20 protein-coding genes and 2 pseudogenes are annotated in these 21603 nt (G+C 74.4%); 8 read left to right on the top strand and 14 right to left on the bottom strand.

The genetic code is table 11. The features are described 5' to 3' along the window. Positions 1–101 precede the first annotated feature (101 nt). Both JE024_RS19820 and JE024_RS19825 read right to left on the bottom strand, forming a co-directional pair. A complete protein-coding gene (locus tag JE024_RS19820; RefSeq protein WP_244882990.1) occupies positions 102–1574 on the bottom strand; it encodes a maleylpyruvate isomerase N-terminal domain-containing protein in 1473 nt (490 codons plus the stop codon). After that, a complete protein-coding gene (locus JE024_RS19825; protein ID WP_205374860.1) occupies positions 1571–2152 on the bottom strand; it encodes an RNA polymerase sigma factor in 582 nt (193 codons plus the stop codon). Before JE024_RS19825 ends, JE024_RS19820 begins: the two co-directional genes overlap by 4 nt. 331 nt (positions 2153–2483) lie before the next feature. Here JE024_RS19825 and JE024_RS19830 point away from each other — a divergent pair, with 331 nt between their 5' ends. The 3 genes from JE024_RS19830 (at position 2484) to JE024_RS19840 (ending at position 4672) form a co-directional block, all read left to right on the top strand. Next, the gene (locus tag JE024_RS19830; RefSeq protein WP_205374861.1) at positions 2484–2858 is read left to right on the top strand and encodes an STAS domain-containing protein; all 375 of its coding nucleotides are present in this window, start codon (positions 2484–2486) and stop codon (positions 2856–2858) included. 230 nt (positions 2859–3088) lie between these two features. Beyond that, complete coding sequence (locus JE024_RS19835; RefSeq protein ID WP_205374862.1) at positions 3089–3607, top strand: EF-hand domain-containing protein; 519 nt, start codon at positions 3089–3091, stop codon at positions 3605–3607. Between the two features lie 549 nt (positions 3608–4156). Beyond that, entirely contained in the window at positions 4157–4672 is a 516-nt protein-coding gene (locus tag JE024_RS19840; RefSeq protein ID WP_205374863.1) for an ATP-binding protein, read from the top strand. Between the two features lie 77 nt (positions 4673–4749). On the opposite strand, the gene JE024_RS19845 is transcribed toward JE024_RS19840, so the two are convergent. After that, positions 4750–5733 (bottom strand): GlxA family transcriptional regulator, encoded by a 984-nt coding sequence (locus tag JE024_RS19845; RefSeq protein WP_205374864.1) that lies wholly within the window; start codon positions 5731–5733, stop codon positions 4750–4752. A gap of 16 nt (positions 5734–5749) precedes the next feature. Here JE024_RS19845 and JE024_RS19850 point away from each other — a divergent pair, with 16 nt between their 5' ends. Continuing rightward, positions 5750–7117, top strand: a complete 1368-nt coding sequence (locus tag JE024_RS19850; protein WP_372449819.1) for an MFS transporter — start codon at positions 5750–5752, stop codon at positions 7115–7117. Positions 7118–7150: 33 nt separating this feature from the next. On the opposite strand, the gene JE024_RS19855 is transcribed toward JE024_RS19850, so the two are convergent. The 4 genes from JE024_RS19855 to JE024_RS19870 all read right to left on the bottom strand — a co-directional run bounded on the left by JE024_RS19855 (position 7151) and on the right by JE024_RS19870 (position 10490). After that, on the bottom strand, positions 7151–7657 hold the full coding sequence (locus JE024_RS19855; RefSeq protein WP_205374866.1) for a DUF1203 domain-containing protein: 507 nt from the start codon (positions 7655–7657) through the stop codon (positions 7151–7153). A gap of 62 nt (positions 7658–7719) precedes the next feature. Beyond that, complete coding sequence (locus tag JE024_RS19860; protein WP_205374867.1) at positions 7720–8895, bottom strand: flavin-containing monooxygenase; 1176 nt, start codon at positions 8893–8895, stop codon at positions 7720–7722. A gap of 95 nt (positions 8896–8990) precedes the next feature. After that, positions 8991–9671: a pyridoxine/pyridoxamine 5'-phosphate oxidase gene (locus JE024_RS19865; protein WP_205374868.1), complete on the bottom strand. Its 681-nt coding sequence runs from the start codon at positions 9669–9671 to the stop codon at positions 8991–8993. 171 nt (positions 9672–9842) lie between these two features. Continuing rightward, on the bottom strand, positions 9843–10490 hold the full coding sequence (locus JE024_RS19870) for a TetR/AcrR family transcriptional regulator (protein ID WP_205374869.1): 648 nt from the start codon (positions 10488–10490) through the stop codon (positions 9843–9845). 257 nt (positions 10491–10747) lie between these two features. Here JE024_RS19870 and kbpA point away from each other — a divergent pair. From kbpA to JE024_RS19890, 4 genes and pseudogenes are all read left to right on the top strand, one after another. Continuing rightward, positions 10748–11533: pseudogene (gene kbpA / locus JE024_RS19875) on the top strand (AfsK-binding protein KbpA); the annotation flags it as partial. A 365-nt stretch (positions 11534–11898) separates the two neighbouring features. Beyond that, positions 11899–14245: pseudogene (afsK, locus tag JE024_RS19880) on the top strand (protein serine/threonine kinase AfsK). Positions 14246–14376: 131 nt separating this feature from the next. Beyond that, complete coding sequence (locus tag JE024_RS41180; protein ID WP_244882992.1) at positions 14377–15063, top strand: hypothetical protein; 687 nt, start codon at positions 14377–14379, stop codon at positions 15061–15063. A gap of 73 nt (positions 15064–15136) precedes the next feature. Beyond that, entirely contained in the window at positions 15137–15628 is a 492-nt protein-coding gene (locus JE024_RS19890; RefSeq protein ID WP_205374871.1) for a hypothetical protein, read from the top strand. Positions 15629–15711: 83 nt separating this feature from the next. Here the strand turns inward: JE024_RS19890 and JE024_RS19895 are convergent, their stop codons facing one another. The 7 genes from JE024_RS19895 to JE024_RS19925 form a co-directional block, all read right to left on the bottom strand. Continuing rightward, the gene (locus JE024_RS19895) at positions 15712–16944 is read right to left on the bottom strand and encodes a cytochrome P450 family protein (protein WP_205374872.1); all 1233 of its coding nucleotides are present in this window, start codon (positions 16942–16944) and stop codon (positions 15712–15714) included. Beyond that, positions 16941–18203, bottom strand: coding sequence for a cytochrome P450 family protein (locus JE024_RS19900; RefSeq protein WP_205374873.1), 1263 nt, complete (start codon positions 18201–18203; stop codon positions 16941–16943). The genes JE024_RS19895 and JE024_RS19900 overlap by 4 nt, the downstream gene beginning before the upstream one ends. Next, positions 18200–18832, bottom strand: coding sequence for a GTP-binding protein (locus JE024_RS19905; RefSeq protein WP_205374874.1), 633 nt, complete (start codon positions 18830–18832; stop codon positions 18200–18202). The genes JE024_RS19900 and JE024_RS19905 overlap by 4 nt, the downstream gene beginning before the upstream one ends. After that, complete coding sequence (locus JE024_RS19910; RefSeq protein WP_205374875.1) at positions 18807–19166, bottom strand: DUF742 domain-containing protein; 360 nt, start codon at positions 19164–19166, stop codon at positions 18807–18809. Before JE024_RS19910 ends, JE024_RS19905 begins: the two co-directional genes overlap by 26 nt. Continuing rightward, the gene (locus tag JE024_RS19915; RefSeq protein WP_205374876.1) at positions 19163–19585 is read right to left on the bottom strand and encodes a roadblock/LC7 domain-containing protein; all 423 of its coding nucleotides are present in this window, start codon (positions 19583–19585) and stop codon (positions 19163–19165) included. The genes JE024_RS19910 and JE024_RS19915 overlap by 4 nt, the downstream gene beginning before the upstream one ends. Next, the gene (locus tag JE024_RS19920; protein WP_205374877.1) at positions 19582–20973 is read right to left on the bottom strand and encodes an ATP-binding protein; all 1392 of its coding nucleotides are present in this window, start codon (positions 20971–20973) and stop codon (positions 19582–19584) included. The genes JE024_RS19915 and JE024_RS19920 overlap by 4 nt, the downstream gene beginning before the upstream one ends. A gap of 330 nt (positions 20974–21303) precedes the next feature. After that, on the bottom strand, positions 21304–21540 hold the full coding sequence (locus JE024_RS19925; RefSeq protein ID WP_205374878.1) for a hypothetical protein: 237 nt from the start codon (positions 21538–21540) through the stop codon (positions 21304–21306). Positions 21541–21603: the final 63 nt, after the last annotated feature.

Below are 21603 nucleotides of genomic sequence, written 5' to 3' on the forward strand. Positions count from 1 at the left end.
TAGCCACGCCCGCCCGCGCGGGCGACGGTCGTGCGCGGCCTTCCCCGCCCGTGGCCGTCCCCGCCGACGGCCGTCCGGCCCGCGGCGCGCGCCGTCCCGGCTCAGAGTCTGCTGAGCGCGGCCGCCGCGAAGAGCACGTCCGCGATCGCGTCGCGGTCCCCGTCCTGGCCGGCCGCCGCGTCCTGCGGGGCCACGTGACCGGCGACCAGCCGGCAGAACTCGACGCCGTCGAGGGCCACCTGGGCCACCGCGTGGTCGGCGGAGCCGACCGCCGCAGGGGAGTCCAGGGCGATGTACCAGTTCCCGCCGCCCGAGCCCTCCACCTCCAGGTGCAGGGACCGGCCCGGCGAGCCCGGCGTCACCAGATGCCGGGCGGGACCCGCCAGCCCGGCCCTGCGGCGGTCGGCGAGCGCGGCCGGCAGCAGACGCGCCGCGAGGTCGATCATCCGGTGCAGATGGGCGCCGCTCGGCGGCTCGTACGGGTAGTCGACGGCGTCGGCGATGTCGTCCGCGTGGATCCAGCACTCGAAGGCGCGGTCCAGCAGCGCGTCCCGCATCGGCAGGGCGAACGAGCCGTACGAGACGGTGAGATCGGACGCGCCCCGTCCGGCGAACGAGACGGTGCGGATCAGGGTGTGGCTCTGGTCCCGCCAGGGCTCGCGGATCCTGCGCGTCGGCGGGCGGTCGGCCGCGCCCCAGAAGGACTCGGTGCGCTCCGCCGGCAGGCCCGGCGCCGCGGGCCCGAGCGGGTCGTCGAGCCCCAGCGCGGCCGAGACCAGCCCGTCCACGCTCATCAGATGGGCGATCACCCCGGCGACGGTGGTCCGCCGGTTCACCTGGCGCTCGCCCTCGAACCACCGCAGCCGCACCGGCGCGTGCCACTCCGACTCGCCGATGTCGCGCAGCAGCGCGTCCAGCCGCGCGGTCTCCGCGTCGTAGGCGTCGGCCCAGGCGGGCACGGGGATACGGGCGGGCCGGCGGCCGAGGCAGTTCTCCAGCACCTGGAAGCGGAGCAGCGGGTCGAGGTCGAGATCCCGGTCGGTGTGCAGCAGCCCTACGGCCTCCCGCAGCCGCAGCGCCTCCTCGGCGCAGGGCGCGCACTCGCCGAGGTGCTCCTCGACGGCCTCGGTCTCCTCCCCGGAACACGCGGACAGCGCCCACGCCCCGAGCAGCGACTTCAGCACCCCGTGCGTCCGCCGCCCATCCGCGCCGCCTCCGGCCCCGGCATCCGGCTCGGCGGCCGCGGGGTTCCCGTCCGGACCGGCGTCGGCCGCGGGTCCTGCGCCGGGGGCCGCCCTGCCGCCCGGTGCGTCCGCGTCGCCCTGGGTGCCGGGCTCCGCCTCGCTGTCCGCGTCGCGGCGGGCGCCGGGCTCCGCCTCGGTGGAGTCGGCTTGGTGGGACCGGTGACCCGCCCCGTCAGGGGCGTCGCCGCGGTGGGGGAGGGCGGGGCGGTAGGCGTCCGGGGAGAGGTCGTCCGGGGCCCAGCGGGGCGCCGGTATGCGGGGCACGCCCCGCACCTCGTCGTGCTCGCGGTCGTCGTCGCCACCGTCCAGGGGGCCGTTCGGCGTGTTCACAGGGATCGTCCGTATCCAGGGGGTGAGGAGCCCTCCAGTGGCCGGGTGTGCGCCGTGGACAGCAGTTGCAGACCGAGGCGCAGCCGGCGCCGCGCCTCGTCCTCCGTGACGCCGAGGTCGGCGGCCGTCTGCCGGTAGTCGCGGCGCTGGAAGTAGGCCAGCTCCAGCGCGGCCCGCAGCGGCGCCGGCATGGACGTCACGATGTAGTCGGCGCGGGCGGCGACGGCCGCCCTGCGCACCTTCTGCTCCAGCTCCTCGGCGGTGCCCCCGCCGCCCTCGGCGAGCGCGGCGGCCTCGTTCCTGCGGAGGCGCTCGACGGCCTGGCCGTTGGTGAGCCGCGCCACCCAGGAGCGCATCGAGCCCTGCTTGGGGTCGTAGGCGTCCGGGTGCTCCCAGATGTAGCCGAAGACCTCGCGGGTGACCTGGTCGGCGGCGTCGTCGTCCTCCAGGACCCGGTGCGCCTGGCTGTGGACCAGCGCGGCGAACCGGTCGTACAGCTCCCCGAGCGCCGCGGCCTCGCCCCGCGCGAGCCGCTGCTGCATCCTGCGGTCCCAGCGCGGTGGTGCGTCCTTCGCCATACGGCCCCCAGCCCCTGCGGTCCGAGCGTCCTGCCCTGCTGCGTCGCGCGCGGCGCCCCCTGTCGCGCGCCGTGCGCGGCGCACGGCGCCGGGGTACCGCCGTCCTGTGTCCTATTCGAATGTAGTGCGCCGATTGGCGTACGCACTCCCCTTTGCGGCAAGTACGTCCATGGGGCGGCCCGGCGTGGTAGGGCCTGCCGGGCCCAGGAACCGGAGTGTGGAACTCCGCGTGACATCCGTCGCGTTTCAGGGATGGACGGTCGGGCAGGGGGCACTGGACCGACGGCTTCCGGTCTCCGGGACAGGCCGGTTCGAGGAGGGGTGTCCCCAGATGATGCTCAAGGTGGTCGAGGCCCGCGAGGGCCCGTGGACCGTGCTGCACGTGTGCGGCGAGCTCGACCTCGTGTCCTCGCCCGTGGTACGCCAGCACGTCCACGACGCGGTCGCGGCAGGCCACCGGGACGTGGTCCTCGATCTGTCCGGCGTCCACTTCTGCGACTCCAGCGGGGTGGGCGTGCTCGTGGCCGCCCGGCGGCTGATGCGGTCGTGCCAGGGCAGGCTGCGGCTCGTGCTGCCCGCGCACGGCGCCGAGGACGGCTCCCACGTCAACCGCGTGCTGGCCGCGCTCGGCGTGCGCCGCCTCTTCGAGGTGTACGCGGACGCCACGGCCGCCGCCGACGAGGAGGCCCGCCCGCTCTCCGCCTAGCCGCCCGGGGCGCCGACGCCGGCTCCGGCCCCGCCGCGCCCCCGGCACCCGCCGCCGGGGGAGGCGCCTCCGCGCCCCGGCGATGCGCCCCGGCGCGCGTCGGCGCAGGTCGCGGCGGTCCGGTGCGCCCCCGTGCACCCGCCGGTCGTCCGCCCGTCTCCCGCAGGTCGCGGGCACGCAATTCCCCCGCCGTGTACACGCGTCAGGCCCCGGGGCCTTACCCTCCCCGCATGGACAGCGCAGAATACGAGCGGAAGATCGCTTCCCGCTTCGCGGCTTTCGACCAGGACCACAACGGCTCCATCGACCGCGAGGACTTCAGCAGGGCCGCCGCGGCGGTGCTCGCCGAGTTCTCCGTGACGGCCCGCTCCGACAGGGGCCAGGCCGTCTACATCGGTGCCGAGGCGTTCTGGCAGGGCATGGCGGGGATCGCCGACGTCGACGGGGACCAGCGGGTCAGCCGCGAGGAGTTCGTGACCGGCGCGGCCAAGAGACTGCGCGACAACCCGGAGCGCTTCGGCGAGATCGCCCGGCCGTTCCTGCACGCGGTCTACGCCGTCGCGGACGAGGACGGCCAGGGGGTCACCCCGCAGGCCGCCGCCCGTGTGATGCGCGCCCTGGGCATCGACGGGCAGATCGCGGACGGCGCCGCCGCCGCGCTGGACGCCGACAGCGACGGCCGGATCTCCGAGCAGGAGGTCCACACGGCCTTCGCGGCCTACTGCGTCACCCCGGAACAGCCCCGCTAGCGGAGCGGGCCCGCGGCCCGGCGTCCCGCCGGAGCGGTGCCGACGACCGTCCCGAGGCGCCCCGTGTCATCTCACGGGGCGCCGCACGTCGTTGGCCCGCGCGTGAGCCACGTCGTCCCGAGCGTGAGCCACGTCGTCCCGCGCGCGAACGGCGTTGGCCCGAACACTCTGGAGCGTCACCGTGTGTTGATATCGGGTTGTGTCCTCGTAAGCGGTCGTCACCGCCCGGAGTCGTCCCGGTGCTCCGGTACGCTCCGTGGGATGCGAGTCGCCGCGAGGACGAGGCCCCACGGCGCGGTCGTTCCGGCCGCCCCGGTCCCTCCGATGCGCCCTGATCATCCGGCATGGATGCGGGCGACGAGCCCGTGTTCGAGTCCCCGGGAAGTGCGTCGCACAGTATGCACCATGGGTACTCCTTCACGCTGGAATATGCCCGAAGCGCTTGTTGCGGTGACTGTACGTCAACCATGCTGTCCTGCAAGGGAATCACGTTCCGTGATGGCAGTGAGGCGCAAGGCGATGTGTCCGCCGGTTCGGATGGTGTGAGCGGTGCAGGTGCTTCAGGTTCAGTTGGAGATCGGTCCCGACCCCGCAGAGGTGGGGAGGGCCCGGAGATGGGCGCGGTCGCGACTGCTGGGATCGGGGCTCGGGGACGACGAGCCGCTCTCCGAGACGTTGATCCTGCTGATCTCCGAGCTCGTCACCAACGCCGTGGTGCACACCGGCTGTCCGGCCGTGCTGCGCATGCTCTTCGGCCAGGGGCCGTCCGACGCGGGCACGGTGCGCGTCGAGGTCGCCGACGCGAGCGCCTGCCCGCCGCGTCCCCGCCACGCGGACGGGGACGACACCAACGGCCGCGGCCTGGAACTGGTCGACGGTCTGGCCGACCGCTGGGGCTGGACGGCCGAGGGCTCCGGCAAGTCCATCTGGTGCGAGGTGGACCGGTGTCCCGGCACCGCCGCCCCCCATGTCGCCCCGCACGCCCGGGTGTCGCAGGGCGGTGCGGCCCGGCCCGCACCGTACGGGACCGATCCCTACGGCAAACTCCGCGCCACCGCCCGGTGACCCGAGCCCGGTGACCTCGCCCGGGCCGGCGGCCCGCGGCCCCGGCCGCACCGGTCCGCCCGGTGCCCCGGTCCGGCTCAGCCGCCGTCCGCCCCGGCCCGGAAGGTGCGCCGGTACACCGTCGGCGGCACCCCCAGCACGGACAGCAGATGCTGGCGCATCGACTGGGCCGTGCCGAAACCGGCGTCCCGCGCGACCTGGTCCACCGACAGATCGGTGGACTCCAGCAGATGGCGCGCCCGTTCGACCCGCTGCCGGGTGAGCCACTGCCCGGGGCTGACCCCCACCTCCTCGCGGAAGCGCCGGGTGAACGTCCGTACCGACATGGACTCCTGCTCGGCGAGATCGCGGAGCTGAAGCGGTTCGTGGAGCCTGCCGAGCGCCCAGGCGCGTGCCGTCGTCGTGGTCGCGAGCTGCGGTTCCGGCACCGGCCGGTGGATGTACTGCGCCTGGCCGCCGTCGCGGTGCGGCGGCACCACCGTGCGCCGGGCGACCTCGTTGGCGACGGCCGTGCCGTGGTCGCGCCGCACGATGTGCAGGCACAGGTCGATGCCGGCCGCGACGCCCGCCGAGGTGAGCACGTCCCCGTCGTCGATGAACAGCACGTCGGGGTCGACGTCGACGGCCGGGAACAGCCGCTGGAAGTGGTCCGCCGACGCCCAGTGGGTGGTCGCCCGGCGTCCGTCGAGCAGCCCGGCGGCGGCGAGCACGTAGCCGCCCGTGCAGATGGACACCATGCGCGTGCCGGGCCGGACGAGGGCGAGCGCCGCGGCGAGTTCGGGGGTGAGCCGGCCCTCGTCGAAGACCGGCCCCAGCTCGTAGGAGGCGGGGATCACGACGGTGTCCGCCGTGGCCAGCGCCTCGGGGCCGTGTTCCACCCGCACGTCGAAGTCGGCGTCCGTGCGGACCGGGCCGGGCGCGAGCCCGCAGGTGACGATCTCGTAGAGCCGGGCGCCGCCGGGCGCCTTCGCGCGGCCGAAGATCCGGTGCGGGATCCCCAGCTCGAAAGGGAGCAGCCCGGTCAGGGCGAGGACCACCACGCGGTGCGGTGACGAGGTCATGGCCCGATCCTAGCGAATGCTGTCCCTCGGGCCACTCGTTGCGGACCGTACGAACCAGCAGGCTGTCCGCGTGACCCAGACGACCGACCGCCCCGCCGGCCCGCGCCGCCCGCTCCTTCGCGCACCCCGTGTCCACCGCGCCTGGTCCGTGGCCGCCGTCACCTTCGTGACGATCATCGGCGCCGCGGCCTTCGCCTCCCTGCCCGGCCTGCTGATCGAACCGCTGCACACGGAGTTCGACTGGTCACGGGGCACGATCGGCTTCGCCGTCTCGGTCAATCTGGCGCTGTACGGACTGACCGCGCCGTTCGCCGCCGCGCTGATGGACCGGTTCGGCATCCGCAAGGTCGTCGCCGTCGCCCTCACCGTCATCGCGGCGGGGTCCGTGCTCACCGTCCGGATGACCGAGCCCTGGCAGCTCGTCCTCTACTGGGGCGTCCTCGTCGGCCTCGGCTCCGGCTCGATGGCGCTGGCGTTCGCCGCCACCGTCACCAACCGGTGGTTCGTCCGGCGCCGCGGCCTGGTCACCGGCATCCTCACCGCCGCCGGGGCCTCCGGCCAGCTCGTGTTCCTGCCGCTGCTGTCCTGGCTGGTCCAGCACCACGGATGGCGCCCCGCCGCCGTCACCGTCGCGCTGTCGGCGCTGGCCGTGGTCCCCTTCGTCTGGCTGCTGCTGCGCGACCACCCGGCGGACGCCGGCGTCGCCGCCTACGGCGCGGAGGGCTTCACCCCGAAGCCCCCGCCCGTGCGGGGAGCGGCCCGCCGGGCGGTGGGCGTCCTCCTCTCGGCGGCCCGCACCGGCCCCTTCTGGCTGCTCGCCGGCACCTTCGCGATCTGCGGCGCCTCCACCAACGGCCTGGTCAAGACCCACTTCGTCCCCGCGGCGCACGACCACGGCATGCCGATCACGGCCGCGGCCTCGCTGCTCGCGGTGATCGGCGTCTTCGACGTGGTGGGCACCATCGCCTCCGGCTGGTTCACCGACCGCTTCGAGGCCCGCCGGCTGCTCGCGGTGTACTACGCGCTGCGCGGTGTCTCGCTGCTCTTCCTGCCGATGCTGCTCGCCCCGTCCGTCCAGCCGCCGATGGTCTTCTTCATCGTCTTCTACGGCCTGGACTGGGTGGCCACCGTCCCGCCGACCATCGCCCTGTGCCGCGAGCACTACGGCGAGGACAGCGCGATCGTGTTCGGCTGGGTCCTCGCCTCCCACCAGGTCGGCGCGGCGGTGGTCGCCTTCGCCGGCGGTGTCGCGCGGGACGTCTTCGGCTCCTACGACGTGGTCTGGTACGCCTCCGGAGCCCTGTGCGCCGCCGCGGCGCTGATGGCCCTGGTCATCCGGCGGGCGCCGCTGCCGCGGCTCGTGCCGGGCGCGCCCGCCGCCTGAGGCCCGGGGGATCGGGCGGTCCGGGCGGCGGGATCAGGCGGTCCGGCGGCGGATCTCCACCATGAAGCAGCCGAACTCGACGGCCCGGACATGGACGAGGGCCACCGCCGGGTCGGCGAAGACCTCCGCCAGCAGCCCGTCCACCTCGCCGGCCCGCTCCCGGGGCAGCTCGACCAGGGTGCCGCCGAGGATCCGGCCGCCGGCGTCGTAGGCGCGCAGCACCCGGCGCGCGCCGTGCAGCGCGGCCGGGTATCCGGGCCCGGACACCTGCCCGTCGCACGGTTCGGCGTGCACGAAGACGGGGCCCACCTCGTCGTACGGACCGGGTTCGGCCCCCGTCCGGGCCGCCCAGCCGCGCAGCGGCGCGTACGAGACGAGGACCAGGCGCTCGCCGGCCCGGCTGTGCCGCAGGCAGCAGCGCAGCGGCGCGCCGCCCTCGTCGTCGGTGAAAGGGCGGGGCACCCGCCCGGCGTCGTCGCGTCGGCGCAGCCGCGCCAGCACGTCCGGTGCGACGGCGACACTCTCGTAGTCGGTTTCCATGCGCCCACCCTCGCCCGGGCCGGCCCCCGCCCGCTGGCGGCTTTCGGACCTGGCGCTCCCCGCTACCGGCAGGTGCGGGCGACGGCGCGGGCGATGCGGCCCGCGTCGAGGGAGAGCTCCCGCAGCATCCCGCTGATCGGGTTGGTGTAGCCGGTGAACCAGAGCCCGGGCGCGCCCGGCGCGCAGCGGGCGCCGCGCACCCGGGGGCTGCCGTCGGCGTCGAGCACGCCGAGGTGGCCCACCAGTTCCTCCAGCCCGCGGCGGTAGCCGGTGGCGGCGATCACCGCCTCCGGGGCGATCAGCGAACCGTCGCCGAGCGCCACCTTGCCGCCGTCGAGGGAGGTGACGGCGGCGACGATCTCGACCCGGCCGCGGCGGACCGCGTCGATCAGACCCACGTCCTGGACGGGGATGGCGCCCTCGGCGACCCGCGAGTAGAGGCCGGTGTCCGGACGGGGCAGGCCGTGTTCGGCCAGGTCCGGGACGGCGACCTTGGAGAGCAGCGCCCCGGCCCGGTCCACCAGGCGCACCGGCAGACGGCGCACCAGGATGCCGGTCCGCTGGGCGGGCCAGCCCGCGGTCGAGCGGCGCACGATGTGCGGGACGGTCCTGATGGCGAGGCGGACCCGCGCGGCGCCGCCCTCGACGAGGTCGACGGCGATCTCCGCCCCGGTGTTGCCCGCCCCGACGACGAGGACGTCCTTGCCCGCCCAGGGCTCGGGGTTCCGGTAGTCCCGGGCGTGCAGCAGGGTGCCCTCGTAGGTGTCCAGGCCGGGCCACGCGGGGATCCGCGGGGTGTGGTTGTACCCGGTGGCCACCACGACCGCGCGTCCGGTCAGTTCGCGTCCGCCGCTGGCGCGCAGCAGCCAGTCCCGCCCGTCCGCCGCCCGCTCGACGCGGGAGACCTCCACCCCGGTGACGATCTCCAGTTCGTGGTACTCGGCGTACTTCTCCAGGTAGCGGACGACGTCGTCACGGGCCGGCCAGCGCCCGAACGACCGCGGCATCGCGAGGCCGGGGAGCGCCGACAGCTTGCGGGTGGTGTGCAGGTGCAGCCGGTCGTAGTGGCCCCGCCACACGTCCCCCACCGCGCCCGACTTCTCCAGCACCACGGCCCGTACGCCGTGCCTGCGCAGCACGGCGGCCACGGCGAGCCCGCCCGGTCCGCCGCCGACGATGTAGACGGGCCGGTCGTCCGTGCGGTCGATGCCCTTGGTCCTGCCCTTTTCTCCGGCCATGGACCGAGAGCGTAAAACTTCCGTTTTATTGATGGGTCTCGGTCAAGACCGAGTTCGGTTGCGAATCGGTCACGCCCCCGCAACGGGAGCCCGGTTCAGGGCCACAGCAGCTCCCGCAGCCAGCCCCCGCCGTCCCGCCGGTACCGCAGCCGCACATGCCTGCGGCGCTCGTCCCCCTGGAAGAACTCGGCCTCCTCGGGCCGCAGTACGTAGAGCGTCCAGCCGGGCACGGGGGCGTCGGGCTCGGCCGCGGCCCGGTCCCAGGCCGCCCGCGAGGCGCGGGCCAGTTCGCCGCCCGATCCGAGCACCTCGCTCTGCCGGCCGGTCAGCGCGGCGGCGAGCGCTCCGGTGGAGCGGGCGTGGAGGTCCGCCTGCCCCTCGGCGGAGGAGCCGGCCGTGACGGTGCCCCGCAGCCGGATCTGGCGGGCGAGGGCCGGCCAGTAGAAGTGCAGGGCGGCGTGCGGACGGGCGGCGAGCTGCCGGCCCTTGGCGCTGGTGGCGTGGGAGGCGAAGTGCCAGCCCCGGTCGTCCGCGCCGTGCAGCATCAGGGTGCGCGCGTCGGGGCGGCCCTCCTCGTCCACGGTGGCGAGGGTCGCGGTGTGCGGCTCGGGCTGGCCCGCCGCCACCGCGTCGGCGAACCAGCGGTGGAAGAGGGCGAGGGGGTCGCCGGGCGCCGCCTCCGGGTCGAAGCCCGGCAGTCCGGGCAGGTCCCACACCCGCTGGGTGCGCAGCAGCGCGTCGAACTCCCGCTGCCGTGCGCTGTCGTGGTCGCTCATGGGGCCATTGAACAGCCCCTGCGGTGACACCACCCGCCGCCGGAGCGGTCCTCGGGACACGTTCGGGGGAGACGAGCACCGGAGACGAACAACGGCGGCCACCACTGGGGTGAGCCGCCGTCTTCGTGACAGGACGTGGGAGGGGCGCGGCGGACGCCGCCGCGCCGCGGGCTACTTCACCGGCTTCTTGCCGGTGATGCCGAGGTGGACCAACAGGGCCAGATTGGGCTTGAGTTCGGCCTGCTTCACGCCCCAGGTGGTGAAGCCCTTCTGGTGCGAGGCGACCCCGGCCAGCATGACCACCAGGGAGCCGGCCATCGCGGCCGGGTTCACGTCCTTGTCGACCCGTCCCTTGGCCTGGAGTTCCTGCACGGCCTCGGTGAGGGAGTGGGTGACCGAGTTGAGGATCTTCATGCGGATCTTGTTGAACCGCTTGTCGCCCTCCGCGGCGCCGAGGTCGACGACCCGCAGGATCGCGTCGTTGCGCCGCCAGAAGTCGAGGAATCCGTCCACGAGTTCCTCGGAGCTCTGCCATCCGGCCTTGCCCACCCAGGAGCGTCCGGAGACCAGATTCGTCAACGAGGCGCCGTCCTTGGCCATTTCCTCGGCGATCTCGAGGACGGCCCCTTCGACGTCGGGGAAGTACTGATAGAACGTCGCGGGCGAAGTGCCCGCCTTCCGGGCGACGTCGATGACCTTGACGTCCCGGTAAGGCGACGAGCTGAGCATTTCACTGAGGCAGTCGAGCAGTTTCTGCCGCGTCGCCTGACCGCGTCGACCGGCCACGCGGCCGTCAACGGTGCGCACTTGTCCTGTCATGCCGTCAGCTTACCGACGGGTGATCTGCGCGCGATTCGGCCGAGTGCAAATGGGGTGGCCGCCGGTCCCGGCGATAGTGTTATCAACAGCCTGTGGACAACTTTCGTGGACAACGGAGCGCGACGCGCCCTCGCCCGGGGTGACCAATCCGGCGAAAAGCTCCCCCTTTGGACATGTGTGCGAGCCGACTGCGCGCGCATGGCGTGCACCGCCGCTAGCTTGAGTGTGACGGGCACCACAGGGAAGGCGGAACGTCCATGGCCGAATTCGTACAGGGAATGCCGTGCTGGGTGGACGCGGCGCTCCCTGATGTGGAAGCGGGCAAACGCTTCTACGGAGAGCTCTTCGGATGGACGTTCACCGACCGCGGCGGAGACCGGCTCCCCGGCGGCCGGACCCGTGGCCGCTCCGCCGACGCCTACAGCGGCGGACGGCTCGTCGCCGCCCTCACCCCCAAGAGCGACGGCCGCATGCCCACGGTGTGGAGCGTCTACCTCGCCACCCCGGACGCCCCGGCGCTCGCCCGGCGGATCACCGAGAGCGGCGGCCAGGTGATCAACGCCCCGCTCTCCGTCGGCCCGGCCGGCGCCTACGCCGTCGCCGCCGACCCCGGGGGCGCGGTCTTCGGGCTCTGGCAGGGCGGGGAGCGCGCCGGCTTCGAGAAGCACGGCGAACCGGGCTCCTACTGCTGGACCGAGGTCTACACCCGGGACAAGGAGCGGGTCGACGCCTTCTACGAGGGGGTCTTCGGCTTCCAGGGCACCGATCTGCCCGGCATCGCGTCCGAGGACTTCCGCATGTGGTCGCCCGAGGGTGCCGAGCCGGGCGAGAGCACGGCCGTCGGCGGGCGCAGCGTCATCGACGACTCCCTGCCCGCCGAGATGCCCGGCCACTTCCTCGTCTACTTCTGCGTCGAGGACTGCGACGACGCCGCCCGCAGGGCCGCGGAGCTCGGCGGGCGGGTGCGCACCGCCCCGTACGACATCCCCTACGGGCGCATCGCGGAACTCACCGACGACCAGGGCGCCGCGTTCGCGGTGCTCGCGGAACCCGCCGGGCCCGGCACGGCGCGGGACGACGCCCGCGCCCCCGGTGAGGGAGCCGAGGGGGCCGAGGACGGCGAGGAGCCCGAGAAGCCCTGGCCGCACGACTCCCCGGGGCCCGTCCGCGCTCCGGACACCGGGCCCCGGAACGGCTCCGGCGAGGAGCCCGCGCCGGGGGCGTGACCTCACATCCACGCCCGATACGGGGTGAGACACCCCGATCCGCCCCCGGGTTCGCAACAGCCGCCCCGGACAGGAAGAATCAGGGTGCTCACCGCAGAGGGCTCGATGGTGAGACCCTGCACGGGGCGGCAAGAGACGGGCTCCATGACACGAGGGCCCGTACGGGGAGGTGGCACGCAAGTATGGAGCAGCTGACGCAGCACGACCCGAGACGGATCGGTCCGTTCGAGGTGCTGGGCAGGCTCGGTGCCGGCGGCATGGGACTGGTCTATCTCGCACGGTCGGCGTCCGGCCGCCGGGTGGCGATCAAGACGGTGCGCACGGAGCTCGCCGAGGACCAGCTGTTCCGCGTCCGGTTCACGCGCGAGGTCGAGGCGGCCCGGGCGGTCAGCGGCTTCTACACGGCGGCCGTCGTCGACGCGGACCCGCGCGCGGCGGTGCCCTGGCTCGCCACCGCCTACGTCCCCGCGCCGTCGCTGGAGGAGATCGTCAACGAGTGCGGGCCGATGCCCGCCCAGGCGGTGCGCTGGCTGGCGGCCGGCATCGCCGAGGCGCTCCAGTCGATCCACGGGGCGGGCCTGGTCCACCGGGACCTCAAGCCGTCCAACGTGCTGGTCGTCGAGGACGGCCCCCGGGTGATCGACTTCGGCATCGCGTCCGGCGTCTCCAACACCCGGCTGACGATGACCAACGTCGCCGTCGGCACCCCCGCCTACATGTCCCCCGAGCAGGCGCGCGACTCCCGAAGCGTCACCGGGGCGAGCGACATCTTCTCGCTCGGCTCCACCCTGGTCTTCGCGGCCACCGGCCACGCCCCGTTCCACGGCGCCAACCCGGTGGAGACCGTCTTCATGCTGCTGCGCGAGGGCCCGGACCTGGAGGGCCTGCCCGACGAGCTGCGGCCGCTGATCGAGCACTGCATGCAGATGGACGCCGGGCTGCGGCCCTCGCCCGCGGACCTCCAGGCGCAGCTCGCCCCGCATCTCTTCTCGTCCGGCCACGACGACAGCGGCACCGCGTCCGCCTGGCTGCCCGACCGGGCCACGGCCATGATCGAGACCCGCCGCGGCGGCGGACGCTCCGCGCCCCCGGCGGCCCACCCGCCCGCGCCGCGCCACGCGCCGCCGCCGCCCCCGACAGCCGCCCCTCGTGGGCGACCGGCGACCCCGGGGCGCGCACGCCCCGCCGTCCGTGCCGGACGGCGGCCCGGTCCGCCTCGCCGGCGCGGCCGGCGTCGCGGTCGGCCCCGGCCCCCGGGTGGCCGGCACCGGTCGCGTCCCCGACGCCGGGCCGGCGACCGGCTGGATCCGCCCGCCCGCCGGGGTGAGCGTCTCCGACCCCGGCACCGGCACCGCTCCCGCCCCCGGGCCCGTGCCGCAGCAGGAGCCCGCTCCCGGGCACTGGCGGCCCTGGCGGTTCCGGATGTCCAACGACGTCTGGGGCACCCCGGCCGTCGCGGGCGACCTGCTGTACGTCACCTCCTTCGAGGTCCACGCGCTCGACGTCGGCACCGGCCGGCGCCAGTTCAAGACCCGGGACGTCGCCTGGTCCATGGCCGTCGCCGACGGCCGCATCCACGGCTCCGACGGGCCGACGCTCTACGCGCTGGACGCCCTGACCGGGACCGAGCGCTGGCGGCTGGGCACCGACGCCTGGGTGTACTCGCTGAAGGCCGACCGCGGCACGGTGCTCACCGGCACCCGCGGCGGCGGTGTCCAGGCGTGGGAGGCGTCCAACGGCGAGAAGATGTGGGAGCTGACCGGGGCGCAGACCGACTTCGAGACGGCGGAGGCCGGCCCCGCGATCTTCGGGGACACCGTCTACGTGTGGAAGGACGCCCGGCTGCGCGCCCTGGAGGCCAGGACCGGGATCGAGCGCTGGTCGTACCCGATCGGCGACGCCGCCTCCTGCGGCAGCGTGCCCGTGCGGGTCACCCCGGCGCCCGACGGCTATGCGTACGTCTCGGCCGGCACCCGGGTCATCGCCTTCGACATCGCCTCCGGCCGGGTGCGCTGGCACTTCGAGGCGCCCGCGGTGTTCCTGTCGCCGCCCGCCTTCGCGCCGGGCCCGGCGGTCACCGGCGGCGGCGTGTACCTCGCCGACTACCTCGGCACCGTGTACGCCGTCGACGCCACCACCGGCAAGGACCGCTGGCGCATCGCCACCGAGTCGCGCCAGTCGATCGAGCCGGTGCTGGTCGCGGGCGGCAACGTCCACGTGGGCAGCGGCAGCGCCCTCTACACCCTCGACGCCGTCACCGGCACGCCCATGTGGCGCTTCGCGGCCGGCGGGGAGGTCGTGGGGGCGCCCGTCGTCGCCGACGGCCGGGTCCACTTCGGGTCCGCCGACCATGTGCTCTACACCCTCGACGCGAGCGGCGGCCAGCTCCGCTGGAAGCTCGCCACCGGCGGCGAGATCACCGGGTCACCGGTCGTGCGCAACGGTGTCGTGTACGCGTGCAGCAAGGACCGCTGCGTCTACGCGCTCGACGCGGTCAAGGGCACCGCGACCGGCCGGGGGGCCCGCTGACCGGCGGGCCGGGCGGGCATGTCACCCGCGTGGCGGGGTACCCGGGGCGGGCGTAGCGTCGGGACCGGGAGCGCTCGGCACCGGGAGCGGGTCCCGCCCGGCACCGGCTGACTCGACCGAGGAGGCGGGCGATGGTCCGCAACGTCATCGGTTCCGTCCTCGCCCTCACAGGAGCGACGGCCGCCGTATGGAGCCCCTTCCGCGACTGGTACGACGGCCGTCCCGGACGTGACTACCGCGTCCAGGACCTGTTCGACGGCATCACCGGCGCCGGGTCCGGCATCGCGGCGTCGGTGATGCTCCCGCTGGCCTTCGGCGCGCTGATCGCGCTGATCGGCGTGGTGCTGCGCTCGCGGCTGCTGGTCGCCCTCGCGGGGCTGATCGTGCTGGGCTTCACCGTGCTGTGGATGGTCCGCCAGGGCCAGGCCGCGGGCAGTCTCACGGTGAGCACCGACGGCCGGGGGCTCGGCGACGGCGTCGCCATGGCCGCCGGCGGCGGGGTGCTGATGCTGATCGGAGCCGCCGTGATGAGCGGCCGGCCCCGGCAGCGGGTGTACGAGCCGCACCCGGCGCCGCCCGCGGAGGCGGACGACTGGGGGCCCTACGGCCCCGATCCCACCGGCCCCGTGCCGTACCGGCAGAACCCCTACCACCTGCGGCCCGACGACGAGGCGCGACCGTACGGCGAGACGCGACCGGACGAGGCGCAACCGTACGGCGACCAGGGGCGTCGTGGTGACGAGGGCGCCCACGGCGATGGCTACGGGCCCGACGGGCCGCCGACGCTGCCCGCGCCGAACAAGCGGGACGAGTGGTGACCGGGCGCTGCTAGGGTGACGTGCGCTCGTCAATCGAGCCCTAGTACCTACCACTTTCAACGGGGGTTGAAACGTGAAGATTCGTCATGTCCGCGCGATCGCTGTCTTCGGTATCGCGCTGGTGGCCCTGACCGGTGCCCGTGGTTCGGGCGGAGGCGGCTGCGACAACAACAGCAGCAGCAGCTCCAGCAGTTCGGGCGGCAGCCACAACGACAGCGACGGCACCTCGGGCGGCTCCTCCGGCGGTTCGCTGCCCGGCGGCTCCGGCGCCGACAAGGCCGCCCGCGACGTGACCATCGACGAGTGCAAGTACGACCCGGCGACCAAGAACCTCGTCGCCCGGATCACCGTGAACAACAGCGACATGATGGACTACGACTACAGCGTCACCATGAAGTTCACCGGCGGCGCGGGCGGCACGGCCACCCCGGCGACGGCGATGAAGAGCGGTATCGCGGTCGCCGGCGGCGCGAGCGCGAGCGCCGAACTCACCACCCCGTACATCGGTTCCGGCGACGGCTCCGAGTACACCAAGTGCGAGGTCACCCGCGCCAGCCGCTTCTGACGCGGCGCCGGCGGACGCGGAGCCCGGCCCCGGGCCGGGCCCGCGCCGCGCCGCCCCGGACGTCCGGGGCGGCGCGCCGGCGGTCAGCCCCGCAGCAGGACCGGTATCTCCTGCCAGCCGTACGCGATGAACGACGGCACCTGCCGCAGCTCGTCCGGCTTCGCCGCGAGGGCCAGGTCCGGGTAGCGGCCGAAGAACTCGGAGAGGGCCGTGATCGCCTCGACCCGCGCCAGCGGCGCGCCGATGCAGCGGTGCACCCCCACCCCGAACGCCATGTGGTCGTCCGCGGCACGGGCCGCGTCGAACGCCTCCGCCGTCTCCCCGTAGTGCGTCGGGTCGGTGCCCGCGGCCGCGTAGGTGGTGAGCACCGCGTCGCCCGCCGGGATGGTGACGCCGTCCACCGTGACGTCCGTGATGGCGAACCGCAGCGGCAGCGAGGCGATCGACGGCTGGAGCCGCAGCACCTCGTCCACCACCTGGTCCCAGGAGAGCGTGCCCGCGCGCACCGCGGCGAGCTGCTCGGGGTGCTGGAGCAGCGCGACGATCGCGTTGCCGATGAGGTTGACCGTCGTCTCGAAACCGGCGCCGATGACGAGCAGCAGCGTGTAGAGCAGCTCCTCGTCGCTGAGCCGGTCCCCGCCCCCGTCGCGGACCCTGACCAGCTCGCTGGTCATGTCGTCGCCCGGGTTCTCGACCTTGTAGGCGATCAGCCCGCCGAGGACCGTGACGATCTGCTCCTGCACGAAGGCGCCGTGCTCGGGGCTCGGGTCGGTGGTGTCCATGACGGCCGCGATCAGCCGGCCGGTCGCGTCGGTCAGATGGTCCGGGACGCCGAACAGCTCGCAGATCATCCGCATCGGCAGCGCGTACGCCAGCAGCGCCTTCACGTCCACCGGGCCGCCGCCGGCGCCGGCCTCGTCCACGCCCTCCAGCAGCTCCGCGGTGATGGCCTCCACCCGGGCCCGCATCGCCTCGGTGCGCCGGGCGGTGAAGCTCGGGGCGACGAGCCGGCGCAGCCGGGTGTGGTCCTCGCCGTAGCTGGAGAGCATGTTCCGCACACCGACCCAGCCGAGGATCCACGCCCAGTCCGGGTTGTCCCCGATCGCCCCGAACAGCGACCAGTGCTGCCGCGGGTCCTTGGAGATCCGCGGGTCCAGGATCAGCTTGCGGAGCGTGTCGTAACCGGTCGGCGCCCAGGCCGGAATGCCGCCCGGCAGCTCGACCGGGACGACCGCGCCCTGGGAGCGCAGCCGGGCGCTCTCGGCGATGATGTCGGCCCCGAACGGGTCGATGGGCACACGGATGGACACGGTCATGCGCGGTCTCCTGCCTGGTCGGACGAGGGCGCCGGCGTGCGGTCGGGCGTACGCGGCGTGAAACGGACGGGCAGAGCGTTCAGCGAACGGTGGAACGGGCCCGGCCGCCAGGAGAGGCGTTCGCGGGGGAGCACCGGGTGGAGGTCGGGCAGCCACTGGGTGAGGCGTTCGACGGCCTCGGTGGCGATCAGCACGGCGGGCTGCTTCACCGGGCAGGAGTGCGGACCGGCGCCCCAGGACATGTGCGAGGCGTCGTGCGGGTGGTGCGCCTCGGCGAAGTCCTTCTCCGCGAAGTACCCCATCGCGCCGAAGGAGATGACGATCGGGACGGCGGCCTGGAGCCACATCCCGTGGAAGCTCATCGACCTGCGGGCGAAGTGCGCCCCGTAGTTGGCGAGCGGTGTCTCGTAGCGCAGCACCTCCAGCACCGCGTCCATCACCGGGCGGGCGCCCGAGGTGAGGGTGGAGTAGTACGCGGAGTTGCCGAGGATGCGCGAGAGCGCGTTGGAGATCAGGTTGGCGGAGGGCTCGTGACCGGCGCCGAGGGTGAGGAACACCTGCCAGGTGACCTCCTCCGGGGTCAGCTCCAGCGGATGGTCCAGCAGCCGGCTCGTCAGGTCGTCGCCGCGCTCGGCCATCTTGGCGCCGATGAGCTCCATCACGTACTTGCCGTACTCGACCTCGCCGTCGGCGGCCCGGGCGCCGCCCTCCATCATCTGGCCGAGCGCCGCGTCCAGCCGGCCCGACTCGCTGTCCGGCAGGCCGAAGAGGCTGTTGAAGACCATCGCCATCATCGGGCGGGCGAACTGGGTGACCAGGTCGGCCTCGCCGTCCGGCCCGAACCGGGATACCAGGGTGTCCACCGCCCGGTGCACCCGCTCGCGCAGGTCGTGCGGCTCCACGAGGTCGAAGGCGTCCAGCAGGGTGCGCCGGTAGCGGATGTGCGCGTCGCCGTCCGCGAACAGCGCGTTGGCCCGCCAGCGCATCATGCCGAGGATCGGCGCGTCCGCGGCGACGGTCTTCTCCCAGGGCCGCGGGTCCACGGAGAACGACTCCGTGTCGTGCAGCAGGTCCAGCGCCGCCCGGCGGTCGGTGACGATGTACGCCGAGACGCCGGGCGCGAGTTCGGCCCAGCCGACCGGCCCCTGCGCGCGCAGGGTCGCGTAGTACGCGTACGGGTCGGCGGCGAAGCCCTCCTCCCACAGCCGGACCGGGGCGGCGAGGGTGAAGGCGTCGGAGTGGGCGGGGTAGGCGTTCACCGTTCCTCCGTGGCCATGCGGTCGATGACGTGCTGGACGAGGGCGAGGAGCGCGTCGACGGACGCGTTGGTGTGCCGGGCGTCCACGGCGACCAGCGGGGTGTCCGGCGCCAGATCGAGGGAGCGGCGCACCTGCTCGTCGGTGTAACGGGGCGAGTCGGGGAACATGTTGAGCGCGACGGCGAACGGCACCCCCGACTCCTCGACGAGCCCGAGGACGTCGAACGACTCGGCGATGCGGCGGGTGTCGACGAGCACGAGCGCGCCGAGCGCCCCGTACGCGATGTCGTCCCACAGCGGGCGGAACCGCTCCTGCCCCGGGGTGCCGAACAGGTACAGCACCACGGAGTCGCCGAGCGAGACGCGGCCGAAGTCGATGGCCACGGTGGTGGTCGTCTTGTCGCGCACCCCCGCGAGGTCGTCGACGGAGGAGGACGCCTCGGTCAGGTGCTCCTCGGTGTGCAGGGGGCGGATCTCGGACACCGCGTCGATCAGGGTGGTCTTGCCGACCCCGAACGGGCCGGTCACCAGGATCTTCACCAGTTCGCGGGCGGTGTCGGGCAGGTGCAGCGACGCGGCGTCGGCCGGGGTGGCGGCCGTCCGGTCATAGCTTGAGGGCGCGGAGGCCATCGGCCACTCTCTCCAGCAGGTCACGGTCGGGCAGGGCGGCGACGGGGACGGGCGGGCGGGCGCCCACCAGCCCCTGGTCGGTCAGGGCGGCGGCGAGGACGCGGACGGCCGAGACCGGCAGCCGGAGCAGGGCGGCGCACTCCATGAGCGTCAGCGAACCGCCGTCCAGCAGGTTCAGCAGGGCGTGCTGGGCCGCGGGCAGACCCGCGGGAGCGGGCCCGCCCGTGCCGGACAGCACGGACAGGCGCTCCAGACTGTTGCGGCTGGGCCGGGCCACCCCTCCGGTGGAGAGGTAGGCCGGGACCAGCGGCCGGCCGTTCCGGCGGCCGGTCATGCGAGGGTGCCGCCGTCGGCCGCCCGGGGCGCGGCGGCCATGACCTTCTCGCCCAGCCGCGCGACCTGCGAGTGGACGCGGTGGCCGAGCAGGTCCAGGCGCACCTCGGGGTCGCCGAAGGCGGCGACGCACGTGCCGTGCTCCGTGGGGGCGACCAGGATGTAGCCGAGGTCGGACTCGATCACGACCTGGCGGAGCTGGGCGACGGGCGCGTCCGCGAACGCGGCGGCGGCCGTGCGGCAGGCGCCCTGGACGGTGGAGGTGATGGCGGCCACCCGCTCGGCGGAGTCCTGGGCGAGCGCCGCGGTGAACCCGCTCACGAGCCCGTCCCTGGTGAGCAGTACGGCGGCCCGCACGTGCGGGATCTCCAGGATCGGATCGAGCACCCAGGCCGAGTCACCGGTCTCGCGGCTGTTCATCGGGGGTCGTTCCCTTCGGTGGCGGCGGCCTGGCGGGCCGCGTTGGTGGCGGACTGCAGGGCCCCGAGGGCCGCGGCGGACTCCTCGGGCGAGCGGGCGGGGATACGCGGCGCCGGCGCGCGGCGGACCGCCTGCGCACCCTGGAGCGGGCTGTGGCGGCGGCGCTGCGGGAGCAGGTCGCCGTCGGCGGGCGGGACACCGGGCGCCGCCGCGGGGGCCGGCGCGGCCGCGGGCCCCTGGGACACCGCGGGGTGCTGCCGCAGCCCCTCGTCCGGCCGCTCCCGGTCGGGCCGCGCCTCGTGCCCGGCGGGCTGCCTGGTCGAGGGGGCGGCGCCGGCGGACGGCGGCACGAGCACCGGGTCGATGGAGCACAGCAGGTGGTTCTTGATCAGCAGCACCGCCCGCACCCCGCCGTAGGGGGAGGGGCCGGAGAGGTCCACGGAGAGGTCGAACTGCCGGGTGAGCTGCCCGATCGCGGCCAGCCCCATGCGCGGCGGGTCGCCGAGTTCGGAGAGGAGGATCGGCTCGCTGCCCGCCACCATCCGCTGCGCGGTCTCCCGCTCGTCGGGGGCCATGCCCACGCCCGCGTCGTCGATGGTCACGGTGACGCCGTGGTGGGCGCGTTCGAGGCCGACGACGACCGAGGTGTCCGGCGAGGAGTGGCGCAGCGCGTTGTCCAGGAGCTCCGCGACGATGATCGCGACGGGCTCGACGGCGTGCGAGACGAGCCCGGTGCCCGGCTCCAGGTGGTGCAGCACCTGGACCCGGTGGTAGCCCACCAGACGGGCCTGGCCGCCGGTGACGGCGTCGACGAGGTGCGACTCCTCGCGCGCCAGCCCGACCCAGGCGCCGCAGACGACGGCCGCCACCTGCGCGCGGCGCAGGGACTGCTCGTTCTCGTGGTCGAGCGCGTAGAGGGTCTGGGCCAGCTCGGGGTCGTCGTAGCGCTGCTGGAGTCCGCGCAGCACGTCCTGGAGCCGGTAGAGGGCCGCCTGGATCTCCCGGGTGGTGCCGCGCATCCCGGCTCTCGCGGCGGCGTCGACCCGCTTGCGCTCCTGGGCGACGGCCTGGCGCAGGGCGTCGAGCACGGCGTCCGTGCCGGCGCCGGCGGGGCCGAGCGGACCGGGCACCCGGACGTGCGGATGGGTGCTGCGGGTCGCCTCGGCGGGCAGCCGCTTCAGCGCCAGGTGCTCGATCTCGGCGGCGAACGCCGCGGCCGCGCGGTCGAGATCGCCCCGGGTGGCGTCGAGTTCGGAGCGCAGCGACCGTATCTCGTCCTGGTGGCGGTCGCGTTCACGCCGGGCGCGCAGCAGGCCGCCGCCGAGGACGAACGCCGACAGTGTCCCGGCGGCCAGACCGCCGACGGCCAGCTCGGGTATCTCGATCATGGATGAGGACCTCGGGAGAAGGCGGGTTCAGATGAGCCCTGTTGGGCTCGGACCCGCCAAGTAGACACCGTAGAGACGCAGTTGCGTTCGAAACTGCGCGAGATCCCCTTGTATGTGTCTGACTGGTGACCAATTGTCGATGAAATGAAGGGCGGCTACCGGCCGCCGGGGCGCGATACCGCCGCCGCGCGGCCGAAAGGAGGGGCGGCTCCGGCGCGGGCGGCCGGGCGCTGAACGGAGAAACGGCGCGGGCGCGGGCCGGGGGAACGACGCGGCCGCGGCGGCTCCCCCTCCGCGCCGCCGCGGCCGTTCCCCGTCGAGTGGCTCGGGTCAGGGCCTCTTCGGCTTCAGGGGCTCGGACGTGGCGTGGGTGTCCAGCGTGCCGATCCCGCCGCCCGTCGCGTGGGTGTCGAGCGTGCGGATGTCCTCGCCGGTCGCGTGGGTGTCCAGGGTGCGGATGTCGCCGCCCGTGGCGTGGGTGTCCTGGGTCGTCACCGCGTCCTCCGCGCCCGTGGCGTGGGTGTCCTGCGGCTTCAGTACCGGGTCCTTCTTCTGAGCGTCAGCCATTGAACTGCCCTCCCGTTGGTGGTTCCGTCGTGCTGTCGGCCCGTCCGGCCGCTCCCCCGATGG

This window comes from Streptomyces zhihengii, assembly GCF_016919245.1.
In the GTDB taxonomy this organism is placed as follows: Bacteria; Actinomycetota; Actinomycetes; order Streptomycetales; family Streptomycetaceae; genus Streptomyces; species Streptomyces zhihengii.

Excerpts from the sequence above, each read along its gene's own strand:
- JE024_RS19825 (WP_205374860.1), bottom strand. The coding sequence starts at position 2,152 with ATGGCGAAGGACGCACCACCGCGCTGGGACCGCAGGATGCAGCAGCGG.
- JE024_RS19925 (WP_205374878.1), bottom strand. The coding sequence starts at position 21,540 with ATGGCTGACGCTCAGAAGAAGGACCCGGTACTGAAGCCGCAGGACACC.
- JE024_RS19915 (WP_205374876.1), bottom strand. The coding sequence starts at position 19,585 with ATGAACAGCCGCGAGACCGGTGACTCGGCCTGGGTGCTCGATCCGATC.
- JE024_RS19865 (WP_205374868.1), bottom strand. The coding sequence starts at position 9,671 with ATGAGCGACCACGACAGCGCACGGCAGCGGGAGTTCGACGCGCTGCTG.
- JE024_RS41180 (WP_244882992.1), top strand. The coding sequence starts at position 14,377 with ATGGTCCGCAACGTCATCGGTTCCGTCCTCGCCCTCACAGGAGCGACG.
- JE024_RS19845 (WP_205374864.1), bottom strand. The coding sequence starts at position 5,733 with ATGACCTCGTCACCGCACCGCGTGGTGGTCCTCGCCCTGACCGGGCTG.
- JE024_RS19855 (WP_205374866.1), bottom strand. The coding sequence starts at position 7,657 with ATGGAAACCGACTACGAGAGTGTCGCCGTCGCACCGGACGTGCTGGCG.
- JE024_RS19870 (WP_205374869.1), bottom strand. The coding sequence starts at position 10,490 with ATGACAGGACAAGTGCGCACCGTTGACGGCCGCGTGGCCGGTCGACGC.
- JE024_RS19905 (WP_205374874.1), bottom strand. The coding sequence starts at position 18,832 with ATGGCCTCCGCGCCCTCAAGCTATGACCGGACGGCCGCCACCCCGGCC.
- JE024_RS19920 (WP_205374877.1), bottom strand. The coding sequence starts at position 20,973 with ATGATCGAGATACCCGAGCTGGCCGTCGGCGGTCTGGCCGCCGGGACA.
- JE024_RS19860 (WP_205374867.1), bottom strand. The coding sequence starts at position 8,895 with ATGGCCGGAGAAAAGGGCAGGACCAAGGGCATCGACCGCACGGACGAC.
- JE024_RS19895 (WP_205374872.1), bottom strand. The coding sequence starts at position 16,944 with ATGACCGTGTCCATCCGTGTGCCCATCGACCCGTTCGGGGCCGACATC.
- JE024_RS19835 (WP_205374862.1), top strand. The coding sequence starts at position 3,089 with ATGGACAGCGCAGAATACGAGCGGAAGATCGCTTCCCGCTTCGCGGCT.
- JE024_RS19830 (WP_205374861.1), top strand. The coding sequence starts at position 2,484 with ATGATGCTCAAGGTGGTCGAGGCCCGCGAGGGCCCGTGGACCGTGCTG.
- JE024_RS19850 (WP_372449819.1), top strand. The coding sequence starts at position 5,750 with ATGCTGTCCCTCGGGCCACTCGTTGCGGACCGTACGAACCAGCAGGCT.
- JE024_RS19910 (WP_205374875.1), bottom strand. The coding sequence starts at position 19,166 with ATGACCGGCCGCCGGAACGGCCGGCCGCTGGTCCCGGCCTACCTCTCC.